The following is a 25295-nucleotide window of genomic DNA, read 5'->3' on the forward strand; positions in this document are numbered from 1 at the left end:
CCATGACCATCGCTCCCATCACCCTTTATCAGCCGCGCCGCCTCGCCGTCGGCGCCGGCACAATCGCAGAGGTCGGCGCCTGGGCGGCCGATGCCCGTTCAGTGCTCGTCATCGCCACGCCGATCACCGCAGGCTTCGTCGACCGCCTGAAGCTTTCCGGCCGCGTTGCGGTGTTCGACGCCATCCCGGGCGAACCCGATGTCGACACGCTCGATGCCGCACTCGACTTCGCGCGCCAAAACAGCCCGGACCTCATCGTCGGCCTTGGGGGCGGATCGGTGCTCGACGTCGCCAAGCTTGTCGCCGTGCTTTGGGACTCCGAGCAGACGCTTGCCGATGTCGCCGGGCCAAACCGCGTACTCGGCCGCAACACCCGCCTGGCTCAGGTAGCAACGACCGCCGGCACCGGCTCGGAAGCCGGGATCCGCTCGCTCATCACCGACCCGGTCAAGGGAAACAAGATCGCGGTCGAAAGCGCGCACATGATTGCCGACCTGGCTGTTCTCGATCCGGAACTCACCTATTCCGTGCCGCCGGCGGTAACCGCCGCCACCGGCGTCGACGCCATGGCCCATTGCGTGGAAGCCTTCACCAATCGCCGCGCCCATCCGATGATCAACGGCTTTGCCCGAATGGGCTTCAAGCTCGTGGGCAAACATCTCGCCCGCGCAGTCAGGGATGGAGCCGATACCGAGGCGCGAGAAGGGATGATGCTTGCTTCCTACTACGGCGGCATCTGCCTTGGGCCGGTCAATACCGCGGCTGGCCATGCCATCGCCTATCCGCTCGGAACGCGGCTTCGCCTGCCCCACGGATTGGCAAACGCCATCATCTTTCCGCATGTGCTCGCCTTCAACCAACCGGTTGCCGCGGCCAAGACGGCAGAAGTCGCAAAGGCGCTTGGTCTCGGCGAAGATCTCTCCTCCCAGGAACTCCTGGGCGCTGCCCGTGGCTTCTGCCGTGATCTCGGCATCGAGATGTCGCTTGCCGCTCACGGCGCAAGTGCCGACGACTTGCCGCTTTATGCAAGCGAGGCCCATGCCAACCGAAGGCTCATGGACAACAACCCGAGCGATATGAGTGTGGAGGACGTGCTTGCCGTCTACAAGGCAGCCTTTTGATCCATAGACCATGCAAAAAACAAAACCCCGGCGTCTGCCGGGGTTTTTGCTTTGTCGACTACTTGGTCGCTTGGAACAGACGTTCGCGGGATCCGGAAAGGTGGTCATGCATGAGTTGTCTCGCCTTTACGCCTTCACGCGCGGCAATCGCTTCCGCGATCGCTTCGTGCTCCCCGAAAACGCGCGTCAGCCCGGTCGTCTCCCGTTTGACCGAGGCGCCATGAAACCGCATCCCGACCGCGATGTGATCCTTGAGCGCTTCCATTGCCGTGAAAAAATAGCTGTTCTGGGCCGCACGTGCGATCGCAAGATGAAACTGGAAGTCCGCATCCTCCCGGTGCGATTGCCGGTTGGTGGCGTCCCGCATCAGTTCCAACGCCTGGCGGATGGCGGACAAGCTGGCCGCGTCATGCCGCTCGGCAGCAGCCTGCGCGGCAGCCGGCTCGACCGTCAATCGGAACTCGTAGCAGTTCAGAAGATCGGCGACGTTTTCCAGTTGTCCGAAGCCCAGCGGCTCACGCATGCCGACAGCACGAACGAAACTGCCGGCGCCGCGGCGTGAATAGATGAAACCCTGCTCGCGCAGCCGGCGCAACGCCTCTCGAATGATCGGACGGGAAACCTCGAATTCACTTGCCAGTTCGTGCTCGGTAGGCAAGCGCTCGTCCGGCTTGTAGGCGCCGGACTTGATCGCACGGTGCATGCGCTCAAAGACGAGATCGCCGAGGCTCTTGCGTGCTGTTCCGTTCTCCAGTCCCATCCGTCATCCCATCTTGCGAAGGACAGCCTCCGCGATTTCCTTAAGCGTATCCGGCGCGCCGAATCCGCCGGACTTGGCAATGATGCAACGTCCCTCGACCTCAGCCAAGCCCAGGCCGGGCAGGCACTCGCCCAGCAGGCGAAAACGCTGGATGCCCATTTTCCTCAAAACTGCCTCTGCAGTTGCGCCGCCGGACAGAAGCAGCGTCCCTGCCCGTTCGACAAGGCCCGGACAGACGCTCTCGGCAAGCGCCTCGGAAACGGCCTCCGGCGTCAACTCCCCTTCACCCGGCACCGCCTGAACGAGCGTGATTGCGCCGCCGGTGTCGTCTGCGGCCGAAAGCCGCCCGTTGGGCGCGGGCAAATAGGATAAGGCAAGGTCGTTGCGAAGCGTGTCGATCTGGGCAAGGGTAATCGGGTCTCGGGACCCAACGACGAACAAAGCCCTACCGGCAATCACCTGGGCAGCCCGCGGTTTTTGACCGCCACTCATCCGTTCGGCAAGCGCCTCGGCCAGACCGCGCGCTCCAATCAGCAGATCCGTACCACTTCTTTCCGCATTCTCAAGCAAGGCGCGCATCTCGGCTTCAGTGGATACGTCCGGGATGATGGCCTTGGCCGCATGCCGGCCGAGCTTCTCGGCAACGGAGATGGGCGCATCTACTCCGAAGCCTTGCACGCTGCCGGACATGACAACCCGACCGAAGGCCGGGATGGCGGGCGCCACGAGCGCCGATCCGAAAGACATTGCGTCGAGTTCGGCGACGATGTTGCCCTTAAGACGGGAGTCGACCTTCTTGAAGATGCGCGAACCCGAAGGCAGCGCAGCGAGCGTGGCAACTGTTCGTTGCCTGGCGGATGCGGGGCTGTGTTCTCGCGATCCGAGATTGACCGAAACCACGTCCGGCCCCGTTTTCAGGACATCATCGATCGCTTCGGGCGCCAAAGCGACTTCGACATAAAAGCCCCGCGCGGCAAAGGGCGCCGCGGCATCCAGAGCGCCGGTCAGATCATCAGCGACAATGACGAGCATCTCAAAATCCAGACGATTTGTTGTTATCTTTAATTGTCAATTTTATATTGAAATGTCAATATTTTTTGGAAAGAAATTACAAATTAGGTGCACTCTGCCGCGGCCGATGTTAGGCATCGGTTCTCGTTCTCGGGCTTCCGTGCGCCCATTTTCAGGAAGCGCTCGCAATAGGATGGCAACGGCAGGTTTCCCGGCGTGATGCCATAAGCCTCGATCACGAGGACTGCGACGGTTTTCGCCGCTCTCGTCTAAGGGCGCCACGTCATCTGACCGAACAACACTGAGCTTCCCGGGCGCCGTCGCGAACGCATGGTGGCTGGACGTCGCGAGCGTTATCGCTGTGCGACTGGGCGTACCAGTGGCGTCACGCGTCGGATGGTCACGCGGCGGTTCTCTTCCTCCGGCTCGGGCGTACTGATCTTGAGGAAACGCTCACCGTAGCCTTGCGTCACCAGGTTCTCCGCCGGGATGCCGTAGACTTCCGTCAGGAGGACCGCGACGGACTCGGCCCGCTCGTCGGAGAGGACGAGGTTCGACCGGTCGGAACCGACAGCGTCCGTGTGCCCCTCGATGAAGAAGGTTTCACCGGGATCCTTGCCGAGCACCTTCTGCATGGCGTCGGCGACCGTCCGCAGCGTCTTTGCCTGTGACATCGACACTTCGGCGCTGCCGGTTTCGAAATGGATCGTGTCGAGATCGATGCGCCGGACCTTGTCACGGAGACGGGCGGAATTGCGGACTTCATCGATGGAATAGATACGCTCCACGCGCTCGACCGGCGGTTCGGACAGAAACGCGTAGTAATCTCGATCCGGCTCCTGCGAATAGTCGACGATGTAGTCATCGACCGGGATCGTCAGGCGCATCGGCGGCAGGTCATAGCCGACGTCGACGATCGCCGGGCGCCTTTCGTCCTGATAGTCCGGCGCGTACATCAACACATATTCGTTGCCGTCGCTGTCGACGCGCGAGCGCTGCAAGACGTCACCGTAACGGTCATAGACGGTGACGATCCGGTAGCCGCCCGGGCGCACGATCGTTTCACGCACGCGGCCGCGCGGAAGCTCGTCGTAGTACGCCTCCCGCGCGTCGTGGCGCAGGCGCGGACGATCATCACCACGCACGAAGATCTGGTCGCCGACGCCAAGGATGACGCGATCGTCGAGCCTCTCGACCACGTGCACCTCAGTCACCTCATTGTTCGTGGTGTTGTTGACAGTCCTGTTGTTGATCATCGTATTGTTGATGACGGTCTTGTTGACGATGTTCGTCGTGTCCGGAACCGCGAAGGCTGGCGCCGCGTCAACGCGTCGACCTTCCTCCTTCATCCCGGCCTCGATCCTCTGCGGGGCCGCCTGCCGCACGTCGGCCGGGATTTCGGCCTGGGCCGCGGCGTCATCTGTCGGCGGCGCTACGTTCTTTTCCTGGACGCGTAATTCTTCGCGCTGCTTGCGCCGAGCCTCGCGCCCCTGGTCGCCTCCGGACTTGTCGGCGTCCTTGTCACTATCGAGCACAGCTGCGCCGTTATCGACCGGAAGCACAACGGTTTCGTCGGTCGCCGCAGGATCCTGGGCGATCTTGCGCTTGTCTGCCTTCGTGCGCTTGTCGACGACAACAGGTGCAGGCTTGGCCTGAGGCTCCTCACTCTGGCGCTGCTCGGCCGTGGCGGGCTGTTCAGACCCTGGAACGGGCTGCGGCTCACTCTCACCGGTCTGTGGCGCCGGCTTTTGCTCTTCCGGCTGCCGACGTTCAGCTTGCTGCTTGCGCTTCTTGGGCACCGGTACCTGCGCTTCCCCAGCGTTCTGCGGAGTGCTCTCATCTATAGCGGATTGCTGTCCTTCTGCCTGCTCTTTGCGCTTCTTGCGTTCAGGTGCTTGTTGTTCCTCAGCCTGCCGCGGAGCGCCTTCCTCTATAGCGGGTTGCTGTTCTTCTGCCTGCTGCTTGCGCTTCTTGCGCTGAGGCGCCTGTTGCTCTTCAGCCTGCCGCGGAGCGCCTTCCTCGATGGCGGGTTGCTGTTCTTCTGCCTGCTGCTTGCGCTTCTTGCGCTGAGGCGCCTGTTGCTCTTCAGCCTGCCGCGGAGCGCCTTCCTCGATGGCGGGTTGCTGTTCTTCTGCCTGCTGCTTGCGCTTCTTGCGTTCGGGCGCCTGTTGTTCTTCAGCCTGTTGCTTGCGCTTCTTGCGAGACGGCTCTTCTGCCTGGCGCTGCGGCTCCTCGGCCTGCGGTTGCTGCTGTTCTACCTGCCCTTCCCCCGCGTCCTGCTGCTTATTGCGCTTCTTGAGCAGCAGCAAATCCTCGGGTGACTGCTGGTCGACGGCTTCCTGAGCGACCTGGAACGGCACCCTCAGGCTCTCGGCCAGCGCCGGCTGTATCACGAATGATGCGGCGAAGACTGGAAGGGCCACCGTTGCGAAAAGTTTGGAAGGCATCGACATGATTTTCACTCCTGTTACTGGGAGACCCCAGCGCCCGTTGGCGCTGTAGGAACGGCGCGCCTTACGACGCGGCACAAGCGGGGCCATCACCCGAGCCTCCGACTTTTGTGGCGGTCAGAGGCTAGTCCCAACGCAGCAGCGAACGAACGGTTCCGCCCAGCAGACCCTATTGCGAAACTGCTAACTGCAGGGTCGGGCGGCCCGTCCCGGGAAACGGAAAGGCAAAGATGAGGAGTATCGGCCGGGTGTACGAGCAGCCGTGATCACTAAGATGGCTCTAGGTCGTGGCGATCCACTTGAGCGGCCGCCAGCCGCGACGCTGGCCGATCCGGATTGCCGTTCACCTACCCCGGTAGAGGCGCGAGGCGGCATTGGGCATGCTGGGGTTCGATCGCCCCATCGGCGGAGCAGACGTCCGTCCTGTTGATCCTGGATGAAGTGGTGTCGGCAAAAAACTCTTTCGGCCGCCACCATTGAGTTGATGTGGGCAGCGTTGGCACGCGGCCTCAACCGGCGGCCGTTGCGACCGCAAGGCATTCGGCGGGCGGCGCAATGGCCGCGCCACCCGCCAGACGAACGCGTCTAGCCGGCGAGCTTCGCCTGAAGCGCCGACCAGCCGGCTGCAAAGACATGCGTGGAAATGATCTCCACGTATTTGCCAGCGTCCTCCGGTGCCTCGTCGAAGACGGCGGTCCATTCGGCAAAGGTGCGGTTGCCATCGGTGATCGGAAGCAGCCTGATCCCCGCGACATAGTTCGTCACCGGAAATGCCGGCTTCACGAAATTATAAGACAGCGCGTAGTCGCTATCGGTGAGGGCAAGGAGCTGCTCGCGAACATGCGCCCCGTCCTTGAGATAGAAGGAGCGCACGCAACCGATCTCGGCGCTGCTTCGTCCCTCCTCGATTTCGCTGCTGGCGATGGCCGGGTGCCAGCCCGGCAGGCCGTTGAAGTCGCGAACGACCTTCCAGACGGTCTCAATCGGCGCGTCGATCACTGCGCTTGCATATGCCTTTGCCACATTTCCCTCCTACTGCTGGATGACAAGTTTCTTGAAGGCCTGCGTCTGCGCGACGAGGGCTTTTTCGACCGGAAGACGTTCCATGCTGGATGCGCCATAAAACCCGTGGCAACCCGGGCACCGCTCGAGGATGTAGCGGGCATCCTCCGGCTCGGCGATCGGGCCGCCATGGCAAAGGACGATAACGTCGGGATTGACGCTTCGGGCCGCAGCCGCGATCGCGTTGACCTCATCGACGCAAGCCTCAAGCGTCAGCGCCGTGTCAGCCCCAATCGCACCGCCGGTCGTCAGCCCCATGTGGGCGACGACGATATCTGCTCCCGCCTCCGTCATGGCCCGGGCATCATTGACCGAAAACACGTAAGGCGTGGTCAGCATGTCTTTGCTGCGCGCCAGGCGAACGAGGTCGACCTCCAGGGCGTAGCCCATGCCCGTTTCTTCGAGATTGGCCCGGAAGGTGCCGTCGATGAGGCCCACGGTCGGAAAATTCTGAATGCCGGCGAAACCGACGGCCTTCAGCTGGTCCAGGAAGAAATCGAAGTTGCAGAACGGATCCGTGCCGTTCACGCCGGCAAGAACCGGCGTGTGCTTGACCACGGGCAGCACCTCGCGTGCCATATCGAGCACGATCTCGTTGGCGTTGCCATAGGCAAGCAGGCCGGCAAGCGACCCTCGTCCTGCCATGCGGTAGCGGCCGGAGTTGTAGATGACGATGAGGTCGATCCCGCCGGCTTCCTCGCATTTGGCCGAAAGGCCGGTGCCAGCGCCGCCGCCGATGATCGGGATCTTCGCTTTGATCTGCTGGCGAAATTTGTCCAGCAACTGGCGTCTTTCAAACTTCATACGAACTGCCTCTACTGATTTCGTTGAAATGACGAAGGATTTCGGAGCTGAATTGCGGCGCGTTGATCGCATGCGGCACGCGCAGAACGCGACGCTCGTCAGTCTGCTGCACCGTGTTTTCGATGGCGGTAAACAGGGCCTCGTCGGCCTCCGGGTCGTGGAAAGGCTGGCCCGGTGCATCGAGCAGCGACGCTCCGCCCGTCGGTAGAAGGAAGCGAACCGGGCCGATGCTGCGGTTCAGGCGCTCGCCGATCCATTTGCCCATTGCGACGTTCTCTTCGACCGTGGTGCGCATCAGCGTGATCTGCGGATTGTGCACATAGAGATTGCGGTGGCGATACTTCTCCGGAACCGTCTCGAGGCCGGCGAAGTTCACCATGTCGAGTGCGCCGCAGGATCCGACATAGGGGAGGTTCGACTGGGCAAGGAAGCCGAACCGCTCTTCGGTCGCCGGCAAAATGCCGTCAAACAGCAGATCGCACACCTCAGTGGTGGTAATGTCGAGAACGCCTGCAAGATAGCCGGACGAAGCAAGCTTTTCCATCGACTGCCCGCCGATGCCGGTCGCGTGGAACACCAGGCATTCGTATCGGTCGCGCAGCTGCTCGACGACCTGGGTGACGCAAGGCGTGGTGACGCCAAACATCGTCAAGCCAAGCGCCGGCCGGTCGTCCTGTTCGGCGTCGCGCCGGTTGCGCACCATTCCGGCGATGGAATTGGCCGCATTGGCAAGGACGGTTCGCGAGATGCGGTTGAGCCCGGCGATATCCGTGATCGAATTCACCATGGCGATGTCGTTCGGGCCGACATAGGCGCTGACGTTTCCTGCCGCCACCGTCGAGACCATCACCCGCGGCGTTCCGACCGGCAGGGCGCGCATGGCCTGGGTGACGACCGCGGTTCCTCCGGATCCGCCAAGCCCGATGATGCCTCCGACGTCGTCACGCGACAGGATGAACCGTTCGAACGCCAATCCCATGGCCGAAACGGCGCTGCCGCGATCCCCGGTAAAGACGGCTCCGACGCCGTCAGGATGGAAACCGGCGACCTGTTTCGCCCCGATATCGGCATCCGCTGAGGGCTTGACGGTCGAAAGATCCACCAGAACAGCAGGCATCGACTGCGCCCTGATCAGCTCGGCCACGTAGCGCAGTTCGTCACCCTTGGTGTCGAAAGTGCCCGCTACATAAATCGTCTTGGCTATACTCATTCATTCCTCCTCAGGTATTTCTTATCTTTCTCATCGCCCCGCGCAGGCCGAGTCCGATCATCGCCAACAGGGTGATCGCGTAGGGCGCGATATCGGTGATCTGGTTCGGCAAGCCTTGGCCCTGCAGCCTGAGGCCGATCGCGTCTGCGAGGCCAAAACCGAAGCAGGCGAGCGCTATGCCGAGCGGATGGGCGCGACCAAGCATGACGGCAACCACCGCGATCCAGCCGCGACCGGCTGTCATGTTTTCGGCGAAAAGGGCAACCGAGCCGAGCGCCAGCTGCGCACCCGCCAGTCCGCACAGAGCGCCGGCGAGAAGGACGATTGCAGTCTGATAGCGGTTCACGTTCGCGCCCATTGCTGCTGCTGCAGACGGCACTTCACCGATCCCCCGCAAGCGCAGGCCCCATCGCGTGCGAAACAGGTAGATGTTGAGGACGAGCACGAGCAGCCATGAGAGATAGACCAGCAGATTGTGCCCGTCGACGATCGCACCGAGGACGGGGAGTTCCGCCAGCGCGCCGATGCCGAACCGCGGCAAGGCGGTGACCGCGGGATCGACCAAAGTGCCGGTCACGCCGAAGAGCGCGCTCAGAAGATAGGTCGTCAGCCCGGCAGCAAGCAGGTTCAGCCCGATACCGATCACGATCGGATCGCCGCCGAAACGGGCGCCGCCGAGCGCAAGAGGAGATGCGAAGATCGCGGTGCAGGCAACGGCGAACAGAACCGCAAGCATCGGCGACCCGAAGGCGATGCTTGCCGCGACCGCAGCGAACGCGCCGGCCAGCATCTTGCCCTCCAGTGCGATGTTGAAGACGCCTGCGCGCTCGCACAAAGTTCCGGCCATCGCGGCCAGCAGCACCGGCGTCATCAGATCGAGGACTTGCGAAAGAAGCATGTTGAGCATGGTCTACCGCCTCTTTAAGAACACGGGACGCGCAGCGAGACACAGGATGATCAGCGCCTGAAGAACCCATGTGAGGACTGCAGGAAGACCGAGCGCCCGCTCCATGGCGAAGCCTCCCACCTGCAGCGCTGCGAAGAACGCCGCGGTGACGACCGTCGCGATCGGGCTCGCCATCGCAAGAACCGCAGCCATCAGCCCCGACCAGGTATAGCCCGGTGCAAGCAAGGCCCCGTCGGTGAAACGGTACTGCTGCCCCAGGATCAATAGCGCTCCAACCAGACCGGCCAGAGCGCCGCTCAGGAAGGCCACCCGCTGCGTCTGCCGCGGCAGGTTCGTGCCCGAGTAGCCGGCGAAACGCGGATTGAGGCCGGTTATTCGCCACTCGAAACCATGGACGCCACGTTTGTCATTGACGATGACGGCAATCGCGACCGCGGCCATGATCAACGTTCCGAAGCTGACCGGCAGATCGAAAATGCTGCTCGGGAGGCGCGCCGCGGAGGCGACGCGATAGGTTTCCGGCATGCCCGTCGAAGGATCACGCAGCGGGTAGCGCACCAGATAGGAAGTCACGCCGCGTGCGATGTAGCTGAGTAGCAGGCTCGTAATCAGGAACGGGATGGCGAGGCCAAGCTGAAGCACGGCGGCGACCCAGGCATAAAGCCCGCCCGCGCAGATGGCAGCCGTCAAGGCGAGCACTGCCCGTACGGCACCTGGCGCCGGAACATAGAGCGCGACGAGCGCGGCCGCGAGCCCGCCCACCAGCATCTGCCCATCACCGCCGAGATTGATGAGGCCGGCGCGAAAGGCAATTGCGGCTGCAAGCCCCATGCCGATCAACGGGACCGAGCGGCTGAGCGTCTCACCCAGACCGCGCCCCACGAGTGCACCCCGGACGATTTCCTGATAGACCGAGAGGGGGTTGGCGCCGGTCGAAAGGACGACGAGCCCCCCAAGCACGACGGCGACCGCGATGGACAGCAAGATTGCCGCCAATCGAGATTTCGTCTCGAGACTAACTCCTGTCATGCCCCTGCCGCTCCCCCCATCATCCATCTCCCAATGGTGTCCTCGTTCATGTCTTTCCCACTGAGGCTGGCATCGATACGGCCTTCAAACATCACGAGAATCCGGTCTGAGAGCGCCAGCAGTTCGGCAAGGTCGGACGAGACCACCAGAATGGCCCGGCCCTTGTCCCGTTCGGCGATCAGGGTCTTGTGAATGAACTCGATCGCGCCGACGTCCACGCCCCGTGTCGGCTCTTCGATGACGATCAGCGGCGACCCGTGCTCGATCTCACGCGCGATGACGACCTTCTGCATGTTGCCGCCGGACAGAGATCCGATCGGCACCTCTTCCGACGCTGCCTTCACCTTGAATTGTTCGATGAGCTTGCGCGCCTGCGCGCGGATCGCCTGCTTCTTCAAAAATCCGTAGCTCGAGACCGCGGCTGTGCGGTGCGTGCCGAAGGCAATGTTCTCGGCGATCGAAGCGGCCGGTGCCGTGCCCGTCAGATGACGATCTTCTGGCACATATGAAATGCCGACGGCGCGGCGATCGGCGATCGAAAGCCCCGAGACGTTCCGCCCCGCGATGACAACCTCGCCGGTCGAAGCCTCAAGCCCGGTCACGGCCGAAATCAACTGCGGCTGCCCGTTTCCCGAAACGCCGGCGATCCCGACGATTTCGCCAGGACGCACATCGAATGTCACGTCGTTTACCACGGCCACGCCGCCCTTTCGCACCGAAAGGTTCCGGACAGAAAGCATCGGCTGCGCGGTCGACGTGACCTTGGCGGCGACCGTCGGTGGCACATTGCGCCCGACCATCGCGCGGATGATCTCCGCCTCATTGGTCTGCCGGGTCGTCAGCCCGCCAGAGACCCGGCCGTCACGCATCACGGTGATTTCGTCGGTGACGGCAATGACCTCGGGGATCTTGTGCGTCACCAGGATGAGAGCCATACCCTGGCTTGCCAAATGGCGCATCGCCGCAAAGAGACTGTCGCGCTCCTGCGGCGTGAGCACCGCCGTCGGCTCGTCGAGGATCAGTATCTTGGCCTGGCGCGAAAGCGCCTTCAGGATCTCGAGACGCTGACGAATGCCCACCGCCAGATCACGCACGCGGCTGTCGGGATCGATCTCCAGGCCGTGTTTTTCCCCGAGCTGCCGCACAACGTCGCGCGCGGCAGCGGCCGAAACAAACGGCCCCTGTCCCGGTTCGTTCTGGAACACCAGGTTCTCCCAGACGGTCAGGTCGGGAAACTGCCTGAACGTCTGGTGGACCATGCCGACGCCGGCGGCGATCGCACCGAGCGGGCTTGCGAAGTCCATCGCCTTGCCATCGATCCGGATCTCGCCGGCATCCGGCTTGAGCAACCCATACAGGATGTTCATGAGGGTCGATTTTCCGGCCCCGTTTTCTCCCATCAAGGCATGGATTTCGCCGCTTTCGACCGAAAGGTCGATTTCGTCATTGGCAACGAGGCTGCCAAATCGCTTCGAGATGCCCTTCATCTGGAGCAAGGTCATTGCTTCAGCTCCCGGACCACTATTGGGCCATAGGATCAGGCACGGTGATGGCGCCCGACACGATCTTTGCCTGGATCTCGGTCAGCTTGCCGATGACATCAGGCGCTTTGGCGATCATGCAGCCGGACGCGGCCAGATCCTCGGACATGGCAATGAGTTCGAGCCCGCCTTCCGCCAGACCGAAGCTCTCGACCGGCTTGGCCGTACCTTTCAGAATGCCGTCGATGGTTGCGGGAAGAATGACGTCCACGCGCTTGAGCGTGCTGTCGAGTATGGCGCCGGGCGCGTCGCCGCATTGGTTGACGTCGAGGCCGATCGCCATCGCTCCCGGCTTTTCCGCCACCGCCTTGAACACGCCGCCGTTGCTGCCGGCCGCAACCGCGTAGATGCGGTCTGCTCCGTTGGAGAGCTGCAGGACCGCCTGGGTCTGTGCCCGCACCGGATCCTGGAAGGGATTGTCCCCGCCGATCCACGCCGTCGGCAGCACGTTGATGTCGGGGTTGGCAGCCTTTGCGCCGAGTTCGTAGGAATCCGTGTAGCGGTGCAGGAACGGAATATCGAGCGCACCGATCACGGCCACCGTCTTGCTCTGCGACGTCAAGGCGGCTTCGGCTCCAGCGAGATAAGCGATTTCCTGTTCGCGGAACACCGCGCAGTAGACATTCTCCGGCGCTTCCGGAATGCAGGTGTCGATGATTACGAATTTCGTTTCCGGGTTTTCCGGTGCCAGATCGGCAATGATGTCGCCGAACTCGAAGCCCATGACCGTGACGATCGGAGCGCCCATGTCGATGGCGGCCTGAACGTTCTGGCGACGGGTCGAAGGGTCCGTGCCCTCGAATATGCGTGCTTTCGCACCCTGGGCCTCGGCGGCTTTTTCGATCCCGGTCTTGCCGAGGCCGAGGAACTTATTCACGCCGATGCGGCTTGGTGTCACCAGGACATAGGATGTGTCGTCGGCCCTGACGGACGCTGTCGTCGCGGTAAGGGCGAGCAAGGATCCGAGGCAGATATGCAGGAATTTGCTGGCAGTCGTCATCTTGGACTCCATGAGCAAGTGTGTCGCGAATGGGTGGAACGCTGCGGCGCCGGTCTATCCGGCGCGCCGGTCAGTACGGCGTATCGCCACCGTCGGCGTTGATCGCCTGGCCGCGAATGATGATCGCATCGTCGCTGAGCAGGAACGAGATCGTCCGCGCCACTTCCACCGGGTCGATATGACGACGCAACTGCGAGCTAACGAGCTGCTTGAAGACCTCGTCGGGCGCCTGCTTGACCAGGTCGCCATAGGCGACAGCCACCTCACGCAACATGTCCGTCGCCATGCCACCGGGGCAGACGCAGTTGACGTTGATGTCCTGCGGCGCGAGCACCTCGGACAGGACGCGGGTGAAATTGATCATGGCCGCCTTGCTGGCGCTGTAGGCGAGCGATTGTGTATGGCCCTTCTTGCCGGCCTCCGAAGCGACATTGACGATCGCTCCCTTGATGCCCTTGGCAATCATAGCCTTGGCGACGAGCCGGGCTGCCTCGAACGCGCCGTAGACGTTGATGGAGAAAATGCGCTCCCAATCGCTCCAGGGCGTTTCGAGCGGATCGACATGGCGAACGATCGCCGCGCAGTTTACCAACCCGTCGATTGCACCAAGGCGCGCTTCCGCTTCCTTGATCGCAGCTGCGATCGAACTAGCATCGGAAAGGTCGACGACGACGCCAGACAGCACCTTGGAGTCGTGACCCAGGCTCGCGATCGCCTCTTCCAGGGCTTGCGCACGGACATCGCCGATGACAACCGAGGCCCCCTCAGCAACGAGCAATCCAGCAGCCGCCTTGCCGGCACCGCCGGCGCCGCCAAGCACCAGATAGCGCTTGTTCGCATGCGAGCGCGTCGGCGCAACTTGCCTCACGGCCAACGGGGCATGTTCGCCCCTCGTGGCAAAGGAACCCATGTATCCTCCCTTTGAGCCTCCCCTTGGAAACTCTTCCTCTCTGTTCTCCGGGAACCAAGTTGCTCCAGTCGCGGGGATCTGACAAAGTCCACTTGTCGAGAAGTGGATCACGCATGAACAGGATTTCTCCCGCCCGCATCAGCCGGCTTATCGGCAACTGGCGAACCTTACACGGCAAGGTCAGCGAGCAACTCAGTCTTTCGATCGGCAGATTGATTACGGCAAGGGAGTTGCCCGTCGGCGGCGTCCTGCCGTCGGAACGGGCGCTTGCAACGGCGCTTGCGGTCAGTCGCGGAACGGTCGTGGCGGCCTATGGCTCGCTGCGGGACGCCGGGGTCCTCGACAGCCGCCATGGCAGCGGCCACCGCATCGTCGCTGCCGCGGCGCCGTCGGGAGCTGCGCACACGCGTCTGGCCGGCGAGATCCGGGCGCTGCCGCAGGACATCGATATGACGAGCGGCGCCTTGCAGCCGTCACCCATCCTGACCGAATTGCTTACAGCGTTGAAAGGTGCGGACCTTGCCAGTGTGGCAGCAGGCCTCGGCTACGATGCATCCGGCCTGCCGGCGTTACGCTGGGCCATCGCGCGCTATTACGCGGACCTCGGATTGCCGACGCATCCAGACAATATCCTGATTACCAGCGGGGCGCAGCAGGCCGTCTGGCTGCTGGCAAATGCGATGGTGGATGCGTCGGACGCGGTGGTGGTCGAGGACCCCGTCTATCGCGGTTCGCTCGAAGCCTTCCGCCGCCGCAACGCCCGGATCGTTCCGATCGCGGTGACCGATGAAGGCCTTGATATCGGCCAATTGGAGAAGGCGCTCAAAAACCGACCGAGGCTGCTCTACCTCTTTCCCGAGGCGCACAATCCAACGGGTCGTTCGCTCAACGATCAGAGCCGACGCGAACTCCTCGACCTCATCGAGCGCTATCCCACGTTCCTGATCGAGGATGGCGCGCAGAACGAGCTTTCGACCATCGCCGGACGAACGCCGCGCCCTGTGGCAGGACAGGCCAATCCGGAGCTTGTCGCAACCATCGGCACGCTTTCGAAGCTGTTTTGGGGTGGCCTGCGCATTGGCTGGATCCGTGCCGCGCCACCGGTCGTGAAGCGCTTGGCGAGCTTCAAGGCGGTCAACGATCTCGGCTGCTCGATGTTCGACCAGCACCTGGCCGTCGGGCTTCTCGAAAACATCCGTGAAGCACGGATCTATCGTCACCGTGAGATTACCGAGCATCTGGAGGCGGCAGAGAGGATCATCGCAGATCATGCGCCGGGCCACTGGCATTGGTCGCGCCCCTCGGGTGGGACGGCGATGTGGATCCACATGCCCGGCATCGATGCGGTGGCCTTGTGCCAGGAAGCCCAACGCCATCGCCTGTTCCTGTCTGCCGGACCCGGCTATTCGGCGCGGGAAAATTTCGGCGACGTCATACGCCTGCCCTTTGTGCGCCCGCTGCAAACCATGCAGTTCGCAATCGAAACGATCTGCAGCCTGGCAGGCGGAAAATCCGCCGGCTAGGGGGCAACGCTTAGCTACTATTCCAGGTTCACGTAGGAATCCGGGAAAAAGCGCGGCGTGCACAGGCAATAGAACTCAAGGTCGACCGAGCCTGTGTTTTCGATGCGCTGCGCCGCACCGGCTGGTATAACCGCCTGATCGCCGACGCGAAGCTTCTGCTTGACACCATCAACCTCAAGAATGCCCTCCCCCTGGCGAAGGACGTAGCGTTCGATCACCCCGGTGAGGCTGTGCAATTGCGTCGTCACCCCGACCTCCACGCGAGCTACGGCGAGCGACGCCTCGGGCGACGCGTCGCAATTGTGCAGTTCGGTGATGTAGCACCGTTCATCCGTCCAGAATTCTCCCTGACCGTTTGCAAATACGATCCCGCCTTTGTCTACAACCACGGCATTCCTCCTTCTTGTTGCTGGCTGAACAGACCGGGGAACACGTGGATCGACAAGGACCACTTTTTATAAAGTGGTCCAGCAGGTCATGCCAGGATCGCAGTATCTCGGTGCAGAGGCCGGGCCCGTTTGGCCTCATACGGCCAGAATGCGCGGATTTCCTTGCGCAATCGGACAATCGACACCCTTGGCCGAGGTCATCTGCTCCGCCAGTTTACTTCAAACCATATCGCCCTGGTATCGTTTGAGGGGGATATCCATCCCCGTCGCCATGCGATGGATTTGTGCCATGGCGGGTTCGAAGATCGCATTGCGACGCTCAAGCTCGGCGTGTTCGGCCAGATGGGCCGGTACAAGCTCGGAAATCTCATCGAGTACAGCCTGTTCATCCACCGTGGTCAGGCGACCGTCCTGCATCACAACCCGTCCGGCAACCATGACCGTTTCGATCGAGGATCCATTTTCCGAATAGACAAGATGCTTGGCGATATCGTTGAGAGGCTGGAAGGGATAGTTGCGCATGTTCAGGACCAGGAGATCGGCCGATTTGCCGACTTCGAGGGAGCCTGTCACCTGCTCCAGCATTGCCGTTTTCGCGCCGCCGATGGTCGCCATGGCGAGTATCTCGTCCGCCTTCAGCCATCTCTCATAGTTGGGACCGGCAGCACTATGTACGAGACCGGCGACGCGCATGACGTCGAAGATGCGCGATGTATCGTTCGACGAAACGCCGTCGGTGCCGAGACCAACGGTGACGCCGGCATCGAGCAGGCGGCGGATCGGCGCGATGCCGGCTCCAAGCTTCAGGTTCGAGACGGCATTGTGAGCGATGGAGACGCCCGCACGTCCCATGAGCTCGATGTCCTCGTCGCTGACCCATACCGAGTGTGCGATGGTGGTGTTGCGGTTCAAAAGACCGAGGTCGTGCAGATAGGCGATCAACGACTTGCCGTGTCGAACAAGTCCCGTCACCGCCTGCGTCTTGGTCTCGAGCACATGCGTGTGGAACGGCACATGGTTTTCCACCGCCAGGTCCATACAGGCCGCCATAAGATCGGGCGTGCAGCGCTGCGGTGCCGATGGCGCGATCATGAACCGCAGGCGACCGGACATGCCGTGCAGGCTGGAAAAGGCAGCCCGGCAATAATCCGCATAAGCTTCAGCCGACATCGGCGGGCCGAAATCGAGCAGATCCTGCAGCACCGCTGGCATCACTTCACGGGCGAAAGGCAGCGCGTCGAGCATGTGCACGTTCATCGCCGCGCTGGAAACATTGGCGCGGATCCCGGCATCGTCGTAGGCGCGAAACACGGTGGCAAGCCGGTCGAGATCGTGCCGTGGCGGGTCGAAGAAATCGTCACAAAGCGTCGTGACGCCGTTGCGCAGGGATTCCATCGCCAGCAACAGGCTGCGCAGGTAAAGCAGACGCTCGCCGATCGGGTCGTTCATCAGCAGCGGATAGGCATAGAGCAGCCAAAGCTCGAGCGGCATGCGCTCATAACGCCCCCGCAGGAATGTCTCGCTGGAATGCGTATGGGCATTGACCAGCCCCGGCATGACCAGCTTGCCGCGCCCATCGATGATCTGAGCGTCCGGCCTAGCCGCAAGACCCGTGCCGATGGATCTGATCTCGGTGCCTTCGATCAGAATGTCAGCGGCAAATGGCGTTGCGCCGTGCGTGTAATCCATCGCAACGATTGTCGCATTGCGGATGAGAATTTCGCTCATGACAGCGTCCCGAAAGTTAGTGACCGATCCGATGGTGGCGCCCGTCGCACATCGCAACTATTGATCCCTGAGCTCGGCAAAGGAGCTTGCGGCTTTCGCTCCGCCGCGAAGTTTTCCCGAAAGCCAGACGCCGAATACCGTCGCCAGATAGGGCAAGGCCTGCAGGAGGTCGTGCGGGATCCTGTCGCCGAACGTCAACTGTGCCCGGATGCCGATGGCGCCGACGATGGCGAAGAACAGGGCGGCGAAGGTGGCGCCAACCGGATGGGCCGCGCCGAAGATGACCGCCGCAAACGCCATGAAGCCGCGACCGGCCGTCATGCCCTGGGCAAAGAACTGCAGGCTGCCCGCGGCAAGTTCCGCACCGCCTATGGCGCACAGGACGCCGCCGATCGATAGTGCTGCGAGCCGCATGCGCGAAGGGTTGGCGCCGACGCCACGGGCGGCAAACGGATGCTCCCCGCAGGCGGCGAGCCGCAGGCCAAAACGCGTACGCCGCAACAGCACCCACATGGAAAAGACGACGAAGGGCATGGCCGCGACCGCGACCGAAAGCACGCCATAGGAACCAAAGACCGGGCCCAATTTTGGGATGCCGAAGGGAGCCGTCACGGTTGCCTGGGTGCCGAAGATCGACTGGACGGCCAGCGCCGTACCGCCGATGCCAAGGCCCGTCAGCCCAAGGCCGGCGATAATCGGATTGGCCTTCAGCCTGTCGATGACGAACCAGAGAAGCACCGAGGCCAGTACGCAGGCGAGAATGGCGATCAGGATGGCCGCGCCCACGGACTTGGTGAGCATGATGCCGAGAATTGTGGCGCAGGCGCCAATAATCATCAGTCCCTCGAGGCCGAGGTTCCAGACCCCTGCCCGCTGGGCAATGACCCCTGCGAGCGTGACATAGATCAGCGGTGTCCCGGAACGCAGAATGGAGATGATGATCTCGTTCATGTCTTGCGCCCTCCAAGACGCAGCACCCTGTCGATGAACGTCGACTTCGCGGTTATGAACAGTGCGATCGCCGCATTGATGATATCGATCGCCGCCGACGGCAACCCGGCCATGATCGGCAGATAAAGGGCCGCCGAGGCGAGACCGCCGAAGAAGACAGCGGCCATCGCCGTCCCGAGAACGGAGAGGTTTGCGACGAGCGCGATCAGGATTGCGGTGAACCCATGCGCCGGCAGGAAGCCCGAGGCGACGCGGCCGTTCGGCCCCATGAACTCGATGGTACCGGCCAGGCCCGCAAGCGCCCCCGATATCAGGAAACTCGAGAGGCCGAGCTTCCAGAGGCGCGCGCCCTGCCACTCCACCATCGTGCCGTTGCGGCCGGCAAGGCTTGCCAGAACCCCGAAGGCGGTCCGGTTGACCAGCAGCCACATGAGGATGCCGACAGCGACCGCAATCGCAATGATCGTTGGCGAGAGACCGAGAGAATCCGAGATGCGGTAGGCCGGATCGAGCGGACGGCTCGATGCCTGCTGTCCGGAGCCTGAGGGATCCTTGAGCGGCCCCGAGGTGACATAGACGAGCAGCAGGCCGGCCATGAAGTTCCCCATGAGCGTGGTGATGACCTCGTCGGTGCCGGAGCGAAGCCGCAGCAATCCCGGCCAGAGCGCCCAGAGTGCACCGCCGATCATGCCGGCTAAAAGCAGGGTCGGGATCACGAGGAAGGCGGGGCCGCCTCTCACCGCTTCGGCTGCGAAGGCGGCTGAGATCGCGCCGACATAGAACTGCCCCTGGGCACCGATGTTGAAGAAGCCCGCGCGGAAGGATATGCCCACACCGACGGCCGTTATGAACAGCGGCAGTGCCCATCGGAGACTTTGCTCGATCGCCCCTGTTCTGAGGAATGCCCCGTCGAGCACCGCCCAAAGTGTCACCGGCGCGTTGTAGCCGGCAAGCTGGAACACGAGCGCGCAGAGGATGAGCGCGAAGGTCACAAAGATCAGGCTGCGAATGACGGTGATGAGACTGTCTTTCATGCGCTTGCTCCCGCCGCGGCACCGGTCATGGCCGCCCCCACCAGGCTTATGTCGAACGGCGCGTGGAACTCGCCATTCAGGCGTCCCGACAACATCACCACGACGCGATCCGATATGTCGAAGAGCTCGTCGAGATCCGACGAGATCAAGAGGATGGCCGCGCCACGGTCGCGCGCTTGCCGCAAGGCCTGCCAGACGAAGGCGGTCGCCCCGATGTCGAGGCCGCGGGTCGGCTGGGCCGCGATGATCAGCTTCGCATCAGGATCGATTTCCCGGGCAAGGATCACCTTCTGCGCGTTGCCGCCCGAAAGCGAACCGGCCCTCTGCCCGGAATTGTTATAGTGGACGCTCCACGCCTTTAGCGACCGGTCGCAAGCTTGGCGGATCGCAACGGGCCGAATGCCCTTGAGCAAGCTCCCCTGCAACAGTTCCCGCGCGCTCCAGTTTTGCCAGAGCGAGCTCGTGAGGCTGAGGCCCTCCACATTGCGTTCGAAGGGAATGATCCGAAGGCCGATCTTGCGGCGCGCGGCCAGAGGCTGCCGGGTCACGTCGTGCCCGGTGAGATTGATCGTCCCGCCTTCGAGATCTGCGAGCGCGGAGATCGCCCGTACCAGGGTTTTCTGCCCATTACCTTCCACCCCGGCGATACCGACGATCTCGCCCGGGCGGATCTCGAGGTCGACGCCATCGAGAGCGATACCCCCGCTATCCGGCCTGGTGGAGACAGCCTTCATCGAAAGGATGGCGGGACCGGTCGCATGCACCTGCTGATCGGCGTCCTCATGGGTTGGCGCCTTCGTTCCGACCAATGCATCGCGGTCTTGCCGATCGAGCGTCTTTGCTACGGCTTCGCCGACGATGAGGTTGGCCAGACGCTCACTTGAAACTTCCGCCACCGGCAGCGGCCCTTCGACCTTGCGGCCGCCCCGCAACACCGTGACTGTATCCGCGATGCCCAGCACCTCGCGGATCTTGTGCAGGATGAGGATGACTGTGACCCCACGTTCCTTAAGACGGCGAACGCGCGCGAACAGCATCTCAATGCCCGCAGGCGACAGGACCGCGGTCGGCTCGTCGAGAATGAGGACGCGTGCATCCGTGACCAGCGCGCGGGCAATCTCTATGCCCTGCTGTGTCTCGATCGGGAGGTCCCGGATCCGCCGGTTCAAATCGACCTGGACGTCAAGACCCGCAAGATGCGCCTGCCATTTTTCTAAGAGACCCCTGCGGCTGAAGACGCCGCCCTTGCCCGTTGCGCCAAACTCCATGGCTTCGGCAACAGTGAAGGACGGCGGCAACGCAAAGCTCTGGTGGACGAGTTCCACGCCGGCAGCTCGGCTTTCGCTGACCTGCCCCGTCCGGATATCTTGTCCCATCACGTTGACGGCGCCGGAAGTCGGCTGCACCAGGCCGGCCGCAACACGGGCAAAGGTTGTCTTGCCGGCACCGTTCTGACCGACGACCGCGTGGATCTGGCCCAGCGCGAACGAAGCTGAAACCTCCGACAACGCCGTCACGTCTCCGAACTTGACGGTGACGTTGCGGCACTCCAGGGCCGATTGCGCAGAAGTGGACATGCTGTGGTTCCCATCAAGAGCGGGAGGTCGCGGCCGTCAACAGGGCTGGAAACGATCCGCGAGACCCCGATGGACCTCCCCTGAAAGGGAAGGCCTGTGTCGACATCATTCCAGAACCCCGATCTGGCGCAGGCCAGCGTCGGAGGCTCAGAGTGTCGTGTTGAAAGGTACCTTGATGGATCCATCGAGGATGCCGGCACGAACCTTGTCGACCTCGACCAGCGCTTCCTTCGCCCTGGCGTTCAGGTCCGCCGGCCCCTGTTCGGCAAAGACAGGCGAGAGAATGAAGTCGATGACGCCTGTGCCAAGACCCGTATGCTCGTGTGCACCACCCTTCCATTCGGGCCCGACCGCCTTGCCGGTTTCGTTGTAGAGCGAAACGCCGAAGTCGAGGCTGACGATCGAGATCAGCGATTTCGGGCCCAGCTCATACTGTCCCGGCGCAAGGCAGCTCACCATGCGGCCTTCCTTTTCGTTCGCCGCAGCGATGATGCCGCCGTCAGTGGCCGCCGCGTCGGTCTGAATGTAGTCGATGCCGTCATTGTACATCTGGGTCGCGATTTCCTGGCCCTTTGCCGGGTCCTGGAACGAGCCTGCGAAGGCGGCGATAACCGTGGCATCCGGTCGAACGGAATGCACGCCGGCCTTGAACGCATTGAAGTCTGCGTTGAGCGGAGGGATGGAAACCCCACCGATGAAGCCGGTCTTGCCGGTCGACGTCATCTTGGCCGCAAAGACACCCGAGAGATAGCAGCCAAGATAATAGTCGTAGGAGACGGTCACCACATTCGGGATTGCCGGCTCAAAGGGATCGGCGAACAGCTGGATCCATTTGGTATTCGGGTAGGAAGGCGCGAGCGCCTTGAAGGGCTCGGCCACTTCGTTGAAGGTCGAGACGATGATCGCCGCGCCGGCGTCGCCGAGCGTGCGGTAGACCGTCTCGTAGGTTGCAGGGTCCTGCGCGTAGATGGCGCGGTACTCAAAACCCTTTTCTTCCGAAAGCTGCTTGAGCTTGGCGATCATCTGATCCACCGGACCATTGTCGCCTGCGGCCTGCGTGTGCACCAGGGCGACCAGCCCTCCGGACGCGCGGGCGAATTCAGGGACGATGGTCGCCGCAAAGGCCAGCGCCGCGGCACCCGCGCTCGCCTGGAGAAATGTCCGGCGATGCATCATGTGCTGTGCGCTATTTCCGGTCTTGTCTGTCATGATTGTTCCCTCTTTTTGTCTTGTGGTTTCTCATGCGCATGCCGGTGCGCAGGCGATACTGCACACCGCTTCCCGTCTCAAAGGGGCGGCGAATAGGAGGCGGGGTTCATGATCATCACCTCCTGCTTTTGGATCGCGTCCAGCGCCCAGACTTCGGAGATGAACTTTTGCCAGTCCGGGTCGGCATACATGGCCGTCCGGCGCGCTTCTCGGTCCGCGAGACTGTCGTAGGCCCACATCAAAACGGTGGTGTGGAGCGTGCCCAGTTCCGACACATAGAGACCAACGAACTTGTTCAGATGGCGCTTCTGCACAGGCAAGCCGTCCGCCTCGTACTTCTTCATCCACTTGTCGACCGTGCCGGGCTTGAAGGTGTAGGTGCGGTGTTCCAGGATCATCAGATTGCTCCCTATGCGTTCAGGATGAATTCGGCGCATTTTTCGCCGATCATGATGGCTGGCGCGTTGGTGTTGCCGCTTGAGATAACAGGCATGATCGAGGCGTCCGCGACCCGCAGCCCCTCGATGCCGCGCACCTTGAGCCGTGCGTCCACCACAGCCATGCGGTCGTTGCCCATCTTGGCGGTTCCGACCGGATGAAACGTCGTCATCGCGGTCGCCCGCAGCCAGCGTGTCAAAGTGGCATCGTCGAGCGCTTCCGGTCCCGGGGCCAGCTCCTTGCCGCGATAGCGGTCGAAAGCCCTCTGGCCGACGATATCGCGGGTCAGCCGGATGGCATCGATCATTGTGCGGACGTCGAAATCGTCGCGCAGGTAGTTGGCCTGGATCTTCGGCTTGTCCGTCGCGTTCGCCGAGCGCAGCGTGATCTCGCCGCGGCTCACCGGATTGACGGGGCCGACGCGGATCGTGAACCCGTGGTTGGCTTCCACCGCCTGCTTCTTTCGGAACGGGTTGGGGAAGTGCAGATTGGCCGTCTTTTCCAGCGCCGGCATGAAATGCAGCTGAATGTCGGGGGCAATCAGGCCATCGTTCGAACGGATGAAGGCACCGGCCTCATAAGGGAACGTCGTGGTGACGCCCTCGCCGAACAACATGCCCTGGGCGACCGCGGGGATGAGCTTGTCCGCCCGCAGGTCGCTGAACAGCGTGATCGGCTCGCGGCATTCCCAGCTCATGACGCAGTCGACATGGTCCTGGAGGTTCTTGCCGACGCCCGGCAGGTCCAGCACCGGCGCGATGCCAAGCGCCCGAAGCTCGTCGGCCGGCCCGATGCCGGACAGAAGCAACGCCTTGGGCGAATTGACCACGCCTGAAGAGAGGATCACCTCCCGCGCCGCCCGGGCGCGTCCCAGGACGCCATCCTTCAGATATTCGACGCCGCGCGCCCGGTCGCCTTCGATGATCAGACGCGTGAGTTCCGCCCCCGTCAGCACAGTAAGGTTCTTACGGCCGAGGGCCGGACGCAGGAACGCCCAAGACGTGGACCAGCGCTTTCCTTTGCGGATGGTGAAGTCGTAGCGGCCAAAGCCTTCTTGCGTCTCTCCGTTGAAGTCATCATTGGCCGGGTAACCCGCCTGGATGCCCGCCTCGCAGAACACGTCCATCAGCGGATTGTTGCCGCGGGCCCGGCAGACGGTGAGTTCTCCGTCGCCGCTGTGGAAAGCGTCCTTGCGCTCGACATGGGTCTCGGAACGTCGGAACGCCGGAAGCACCTCGTCATAGGACCAGCCAGGCAGCCCGAGCTGCGACCAGCGATCGTAGTCATGGCGATTGCCGCGCACGTAGATCATGCCGTTGATGGTAGAGGTCCCGCCCAGCACCTTGCCGCGCGGCCAATAGAGCGAGCGGCCATTGAGATGGGGCTCCGGCTCTGTGTGATAATGCCAGTTGTAGATGCCCGAATGGAACAGCTTGCCCATCAGCATCGGTAACCGGAACAGCGGGTTGCGATCCTTGCCGCCAGCCTCGACCAAAAGCACGCGGTTTGCCGGATCCGTCGACAGGCGGTTGGCGAGAACACAACCGGCCGAGCCCGCACCAACGATGATGAAATCATATTCCGGGTTACGCGCCATGGGTCACCATGCGATGGGTCGGTCACCCATCGCCTCCAGATGAGAATTGCTAAGAAGGAAAGGATTTTCCCGGCCGAGCACCTTGTCGGCAAAGGCGGGATGTTCGCGCTGGATATAGGCGACATGGCCCATGCGTCCCTCGGCAACGCCCGCTTCTGCAAAGATGTCAGACGCCGCGGCACCGAACCCGAGGAAGACGACCGGCTTACCGCGAGCCAAAAGCGTTTCGACCACGCGCAGCATCAACGGCCGCCAGAAGGCAAGGTGACCGCGCGACTGGTGCGGATCGATATCGACGCGAAAGCGAGAAAGCGTCAGCGACGCATTGAGCAGGAGGACTCCCTCCTTGACCCAACGATCTGCAATCAGGCTCGGCGCCTCGAACGACCCTGCGGGATCGCAAAGCAGATGCCGCACATCCGGCCACCGGCTGAAATCGCGCGCGAGATCCTCGTCACCGAGGCGTGCAGCCGCGATCAGCTGCATATAGGCGCGGATGCTCTTTGAGAACATCTTGTCCAGCTCGCCCCACACGGCCAGATTGCCCGCCTCGAACGCGCGCCCCGTCGCAAAACCCGGCTCTGGATAAGGATCTTGCCCAAGCACGAGGCAGCGCACGCCATCGGGTGCAATGCCGTCGAACGCCGCCAGCGCATGCGCGCCCCGTGGCTGGCCAGGAAAAACCCTGCCGCGTCGCACCGGGAAGATCGGCTCCCATGGCTCAAGCTCAAGGTCCGCATCGATACGGGAGAAATCGTCGCCGACGGCGCCGAGCGCATCGCGCCACACAGGCGGAAGGTCGTTCTCCCAGCCTGCAAACGTTTCCGCCATTGCCTCCCTCAAGCGCATCGGCATCACGGCTCCTGTTCCGTTCGTTGAAGGTGAGACTAGACAAAAGCTGACCAAAGTGTCAACTTTCAAAAAGATAAAAAATGACGACTCGGTCAAGTTTTTCTGACCATATCGTCAACTTTCTGGCGAAGGTCGATACGCTTGCTTTTCGCTGGAAAACGCGGCAATTGCGAAAGCAGTCCCGCCACCACG

General features: G+C 62.6%; 22 protein-coding genes. 2 read left to right on the forward strand and 20 right to left on the reverse strand.

The window, feature by feature from the left end:
* Positions 1–2: 2 nt before the first annotated feature.
* Positions 3–1121, forward strand: coding sequence for an iron-containing alcohol dehydrogenase (locus tag IB279_RS35640; protein WP_192341155.1), 1119 nt, complete (start codon positions 3–5; stop codon positions 1119–1121).
* A 58-nt stretch (positions 1122–1179) separates the two neighbouring features.
* On the opposite strand, the gene IB279_RS35645 is transcribed toward IB279_RS35640, so the two are convergent.
* The 11 genes from IB279_RS35645 to IB279_RS35695 all read right to left on the reverse strand — a co-directional run bounded on the left by IB279_RS35645 (position 1180) and on the right by IB279_RS35695 (position 13805).
* Positions 1180–1881, reverse strand: a complete 702-nt coding sequence (locus tag IB279_RS35645; RefSeq protein ID WP_034796126.1) for a FadR/GntR family transcriptional regulator — start codon at positions 1879–1881, stop codon at positions 1180–1182.
* A gap of 3 nt (positions 1882–1884) precedes the next feature.
* Positions 1885–2913, reverse strand: a complete 1029-nt coding sequence (locus tag IB279_RS35650) for a four-carbon acid sugar kinase family protein (RefSeq protein WP_110819275.1) — start codon at positions 2911–2913, stop codon at positions 1885–1887.
* Between the two features lie 332 nt (positions 2914–3245).
* Entirely contained in the window at positions 3246–5345 is a 2100-nt protein-coding gene (locus IB279_RS35655) for an OmpA family protein (protein WP_192341157.1), read from the reverse strand.
* A 582-nt stretch (positions 5346–5927) separates the two neighbouring features.
* Positions 5928–6365, reverse strand: a complete 438-nt coding sequence (locus IB279_RS35660; RefSeq protein WP_113188489.1) for an SRPBCC family protein — start codon at positions 6363–6365, stop codon at positions 5928–5930.
* A gap of 9 nt (positions 6366–6374) precedes the next feature.
* Positions 6375–7208 (reverse strand): phosphoenolpyruvate hydrolase family protein, encoded by an 834-nt coding sequence (locus tag IB279_RS35665; protein ID WP_192341159.1) that lies wholly within the window; start codon positions 7206–7208, stop codon positions 6375–6377.
* Complete coding sequence (locus IB279_RS35670) at positions 7198–8418, reverse strand: Tm-1-like ATP-binding domain-containing protein (RefSeq protein ID WP_192341161.1); 1221 nt, start codon at positions 8416–8418, stop codon at positions 7198–7200. Before IB279_RS35670 ends, IB279_RS35665 begins: the two co-directional genes overlap by 11 nt.
* 10 nt (positions 8419–8428) lie before the next feature.
* Complete coding sequence (locus tag IB279_RS35675) at positions 8429–9325, reverse strand: ABC transporter permease (protein ID WP_127890525.1); 897 nt, start codon at positions 9323–9325, stop codon at positions 8429–8431.
* 3 nt (positions 9326–9328) lie between these two features.
* Positions 9329–10354, reverse strand: coding sequence for an ABC transporter permease (locus IB279_RS35680; RefSeq protein ID WP_192341163.1), 1026 nt, complete (start codon positions 10352–10354; stop codon positions 9329–9331).
* Positions 10351–11856 carry an ABC transporter ATP-binding protein gene (locus IB279_RS35685; RefSeq protein ID WP_127890523.1) on the reverse strand — a complete coding sequence of 502 codons (1506 nt, stop codon included), beginning with the start codon at positions 11854–11856 and terminating at the stop codon, positions 10351–10353. The genes IB279_RS35680 and IB279_RS35685 overlap by 4 nt, the downstream gene beginning before the upstream one ends.
* A gap of 19 nt (positions 11857–11875) precedes the next feature.
* Positions 11876–12895, reverse strand: a complete 1020-nt coding sequence (locus IB279_RS35690; protein WP_192341165.1) for a BMP family ABC transporter substrate-binding protein — start codon at positions 12893–12895, stop codon at positions 11876–11878.
* A gap of 70 nt (positions 12896–12965) precedes the next feature.
* Positions 12966–13805 (reverse strand): SDR family NAD(P)-dependent oxidoreductase, encoded by an 840-nt coding sequence (locus tag IB279_RS35695; RefSeq protein ID WP_113188482.1) that lies wholly within the window; start codon positions 13803–13805, stop codon positions 12966–12968.
* Positions 13806–13918: 113 nt separating this feature from the next.
* Between IB279_RS35695 and IB279_RS35700 the strand changes: the two genes are divergently transcribed.
* Positions 13919–15328 carry a PLP-dependent aminotransferase family protein gene (locus tag IB279_RS35700; protein ID WP_192341167.1) on the forward strand — a complete coding sequence of 470 codons (1410 nt, stop codon included), beginning with the start codon at positions 13919–13921 and terminating at the stop codon, positions 15326–15328.
* Between the two features lie 17 nt (positions 15329–15345).
* On the opposite strand, the gene IB279_RS35705 is transcribed toward IB279_RS35700, so the two are convergent.
* The 9 genes from IB279_RS35705 to IB279_RS35745 all read right to left on the reverse strand — a co-directional run bounded on the left by IB279_RS35705 (position 15346) and on the right by IB279_RS35745 (position 25082).
* On the reverse strand, positions 15346–15717 hold the full coding sequence (locus IB279_RS35705; RefSeq protein WP_234883294.1) for a cupin domain-containing protein: 372 nt from the start codon (positions 15715–15717) through the stop codon (positions 15346–15348).
* A 219-nt stretch (positions 15718–15936) separates the two neighbouring features.
* Positions 15937–17445 (reverse strand): amidohydrolase family protein, encoded by a 1509-nt coding sequence (locus IB279_RS35710; RefSeq protein ID WP_127890520.1) that lies wholly within the window; start codon positions 17443–17445, stop codon positions 15937–15939.
* A gap of 57 nt (positions 17446–17502) precedes the next feature.
* Positions 17503–18396: an ABC transporter permease gene (locus tag IB279_RS35715; protein ID WP_113188479.1), complete on the reverse strand. Its 894-nt coding sequence runs from the start codon at positions 18394–18396 to the stop codon at positions 17503–17505.
* The gene (locus tag IB279_RS35720; protein ID WP_192341169.1) at positions 18393–19430 is read right to left on the reverse strand and encodes an ABC transporter permease; all 1038 of its coding nucleotides are present in this window, start codon (positions 19428–19430) and stop codon (positions 18393–18395) included. The genes IB279_RS35715 and IB279_RS35720 overlap by 4 nt, the downstream gene beginning before the upstream one ends.
* On the reverse strand, positions 19427–21007 hold the full coding sequence (locus IB279_RS35725) for an ABC transporter ATP-binding protein (RefSeq protein WP_127890517.1): 1581 nt from the start codon (positions 21005–21007) through the stop codon (positions 19427–19429). Before IB279_RS35725 ends, IB279_RS35720 begins: the two co-directional genes overlap by 4 nt.
* Before the next feature lie 147 nt (positions 21008–21154).
* A complete protein-coding gene (locus tag IB279_RS35730) occupies positions 21155–22180 on the reverse strand; it encodes a BMP family ABC transporter substrate-binding protein (protein WP_113294772.1) in 1026 nt (341 codons plus the stop codon).
* A gap of 113 nt (positions 22181–22293) precedes the next feature.
* Positions 22294–22614, reverse strand: coding sequence for an NIPSNAP family protein (locus IB279_RS35735; RefSeq protein ID WP_077966506.1), 321 nt, complete (start codon positions 22612–22614; stop codon positions 22294–22296).
* A gap of 11 nt (positions 22615–22625) precedes the next feature.
* Positions 22626–24251: a GMC family oxidoreductase gene (locus IB279_RS35740; protein WP_113188476.1), complete on the reverse strand. Its 1626-nt coding sequence runs from the start codon at positions 24249–24251 to the stop codon at positions 22626–22628.
* A 3-nt stretch (positions 24252–24254) separates the two neighbouring features.
* Positions 24255–25082 carry a uracil-DNA glycosylase gene (locus IB279_RS35745; protein WP_127890538.1) on the reverse strand — a complete coding sequence of 276 codons (828 nt, stop codon included), beginning with the start codon at positions 25080–25082 and terminating at the stop codon, positions 24255–24257.
* Positions 25083–25295 lie beyond the last annotated feature (213 nt).

The organism is Ensifer sp. ENS06, from assembly GCF_014852205.1.
Classification (GTDB): Bacteria; Pseudomonadota; Alphaproteobacteria; order Rhizobiales; family Rhizobiaceae; genus Ensifer; species Ensifer adhaerens.

Coding starts and splice junctions, on each gene's coding strand:
- IB279_RS35640 (WP_192341155.1), top strand. CDS start 3: ATGACCATCGCTCCCATCACCCTTTATCAGCCGCGCCGCCTCGCCGTC.
- IB279_RS35645 (WP_034796126.1), bottom strand. CDS start 1,881: ATGGGACTGGAGAACGGAACAGCACGCAAGAGCCTCGGCGATCTCGTC.
- IB279_RS35650 (WP_110819275.1), bottom strand. CDS start 2,913: ATGCTCGTCATTGTCGCTGATGATCTGACCGGCGCTCTGGATGCCGCG.
- IB279_RS35655 (WP_192341157.1), bottom strand. CDS start 5,345: ATGTCGATGCCTTCCAAACTTTTCGCAACGGTGGCCCTTCCAGTCTTC.
- IB279_RS35665 (WP_192341159.1), bottom strand. CDS start 7,208: ATGAAGTTTGAAAGACGCCAGTTGCTGGACAAATTTCGCCAGCAGATC.
- IB279_RS35670 (WP_192341161.1), bottom strand. CDS start 8,418: ATGAGTATAGCCAAGACGATTTATGTAGCGGGCACTTTCGACACCAAG.
- IB279_RS35675 (WP_127890525.1), bottom strand. CDS start 9,325: ATGCTCAACATGCTTCTTTCGCAAGTCCTCGATCTGATGACGCCGGTG.
- IB279_RS35680 (WP_192341163.1), bottom strand. CDS start 10,354: ATGACAGGAGTTAGTCTCGAGACGAAATCTCGATTGGCGGCAATCTTG.
- IB279_RS35685 (WP_127890523.1), bottom strand. CDS start 11,856: ATGACCTTGCTCCAGATGAAGGGCATCTCGAAGCGATTTGGCAGCCTC.
- IB279_RS35690 (WP_192341165.1), bottom strand. CDS start 12,895: ATGACGACTGCCAGCAAATTCCTGCATATCTGCCTCGGATCCTTGCTC.
- IB279_RS35695 (WP_113188482.1), bottom strand. CDS start 13,805: ATGGGTTCCTTTGCCACGAGGGGCGAACATGCCCCGTTGGCCGTGAGG.
- IB279_RS35700 (WP_192341167.1), top strand. CDS start 13,919: ATGAACAGGATTTCTCCCGCCCGCATCAGCCGGCTTATCGGCAACTGG.
- IB279_RS35710 (WP_127890520.1), bottom strand. CDS start 17,445: ATGAGCGAAATTCTCATCCGCAATGCGACAATCGTTGCGATGGATTAC.
- IB279_RS35715 (WP_113188479.1), bottom strand. CDS start 18,396: ATGAACGAGATCATCATCTCCATTCTGCGTTCCGGGACACCGCTGATC.
- IB279_RS35720 (WP_192341169.1), bottom strand. CDS start 19,430: ATGAAAGACAGTCTCATCACCGTCATTCGCAGCCTGATCTTTGTGACC.
- IB279_RS35725 (WP_127890517.1), bottom strand. CDS start 21,007: ATGTCCACTTCTGCGCAATCGGCCCTGGAGTGCCGCAACGTCACCGTC.
- IB279_RS35730 (WP_113294772.1), bottom strand. CDS start 22,180: ATGCATCGCCGGACATTTCTCCAGGCGAGCGCGGGTGCCGCGGCGCTG.
- IB279_RS35735 (WP_077966506.1), bottom strand. CDS start 22,614: ATGATCCTGGAACACCGCACCTACACCTTCAAGCCCGGCACGGTCGAC.
- IB279_RS35740 (WP_113188476.1), bottom strand. CDS start 24,251: ATGGCGCGTAACCCGGAATATGATTTCATCATCGTTGGTGCGGGCTCG.
- IB279_RS35745 (WP_127890538.1), bottom strand. CDS start 25,082: ATGGCGGAAACGTTTGCAGGCTGGGAGAACGACCTTCCGCCTGTGTGG.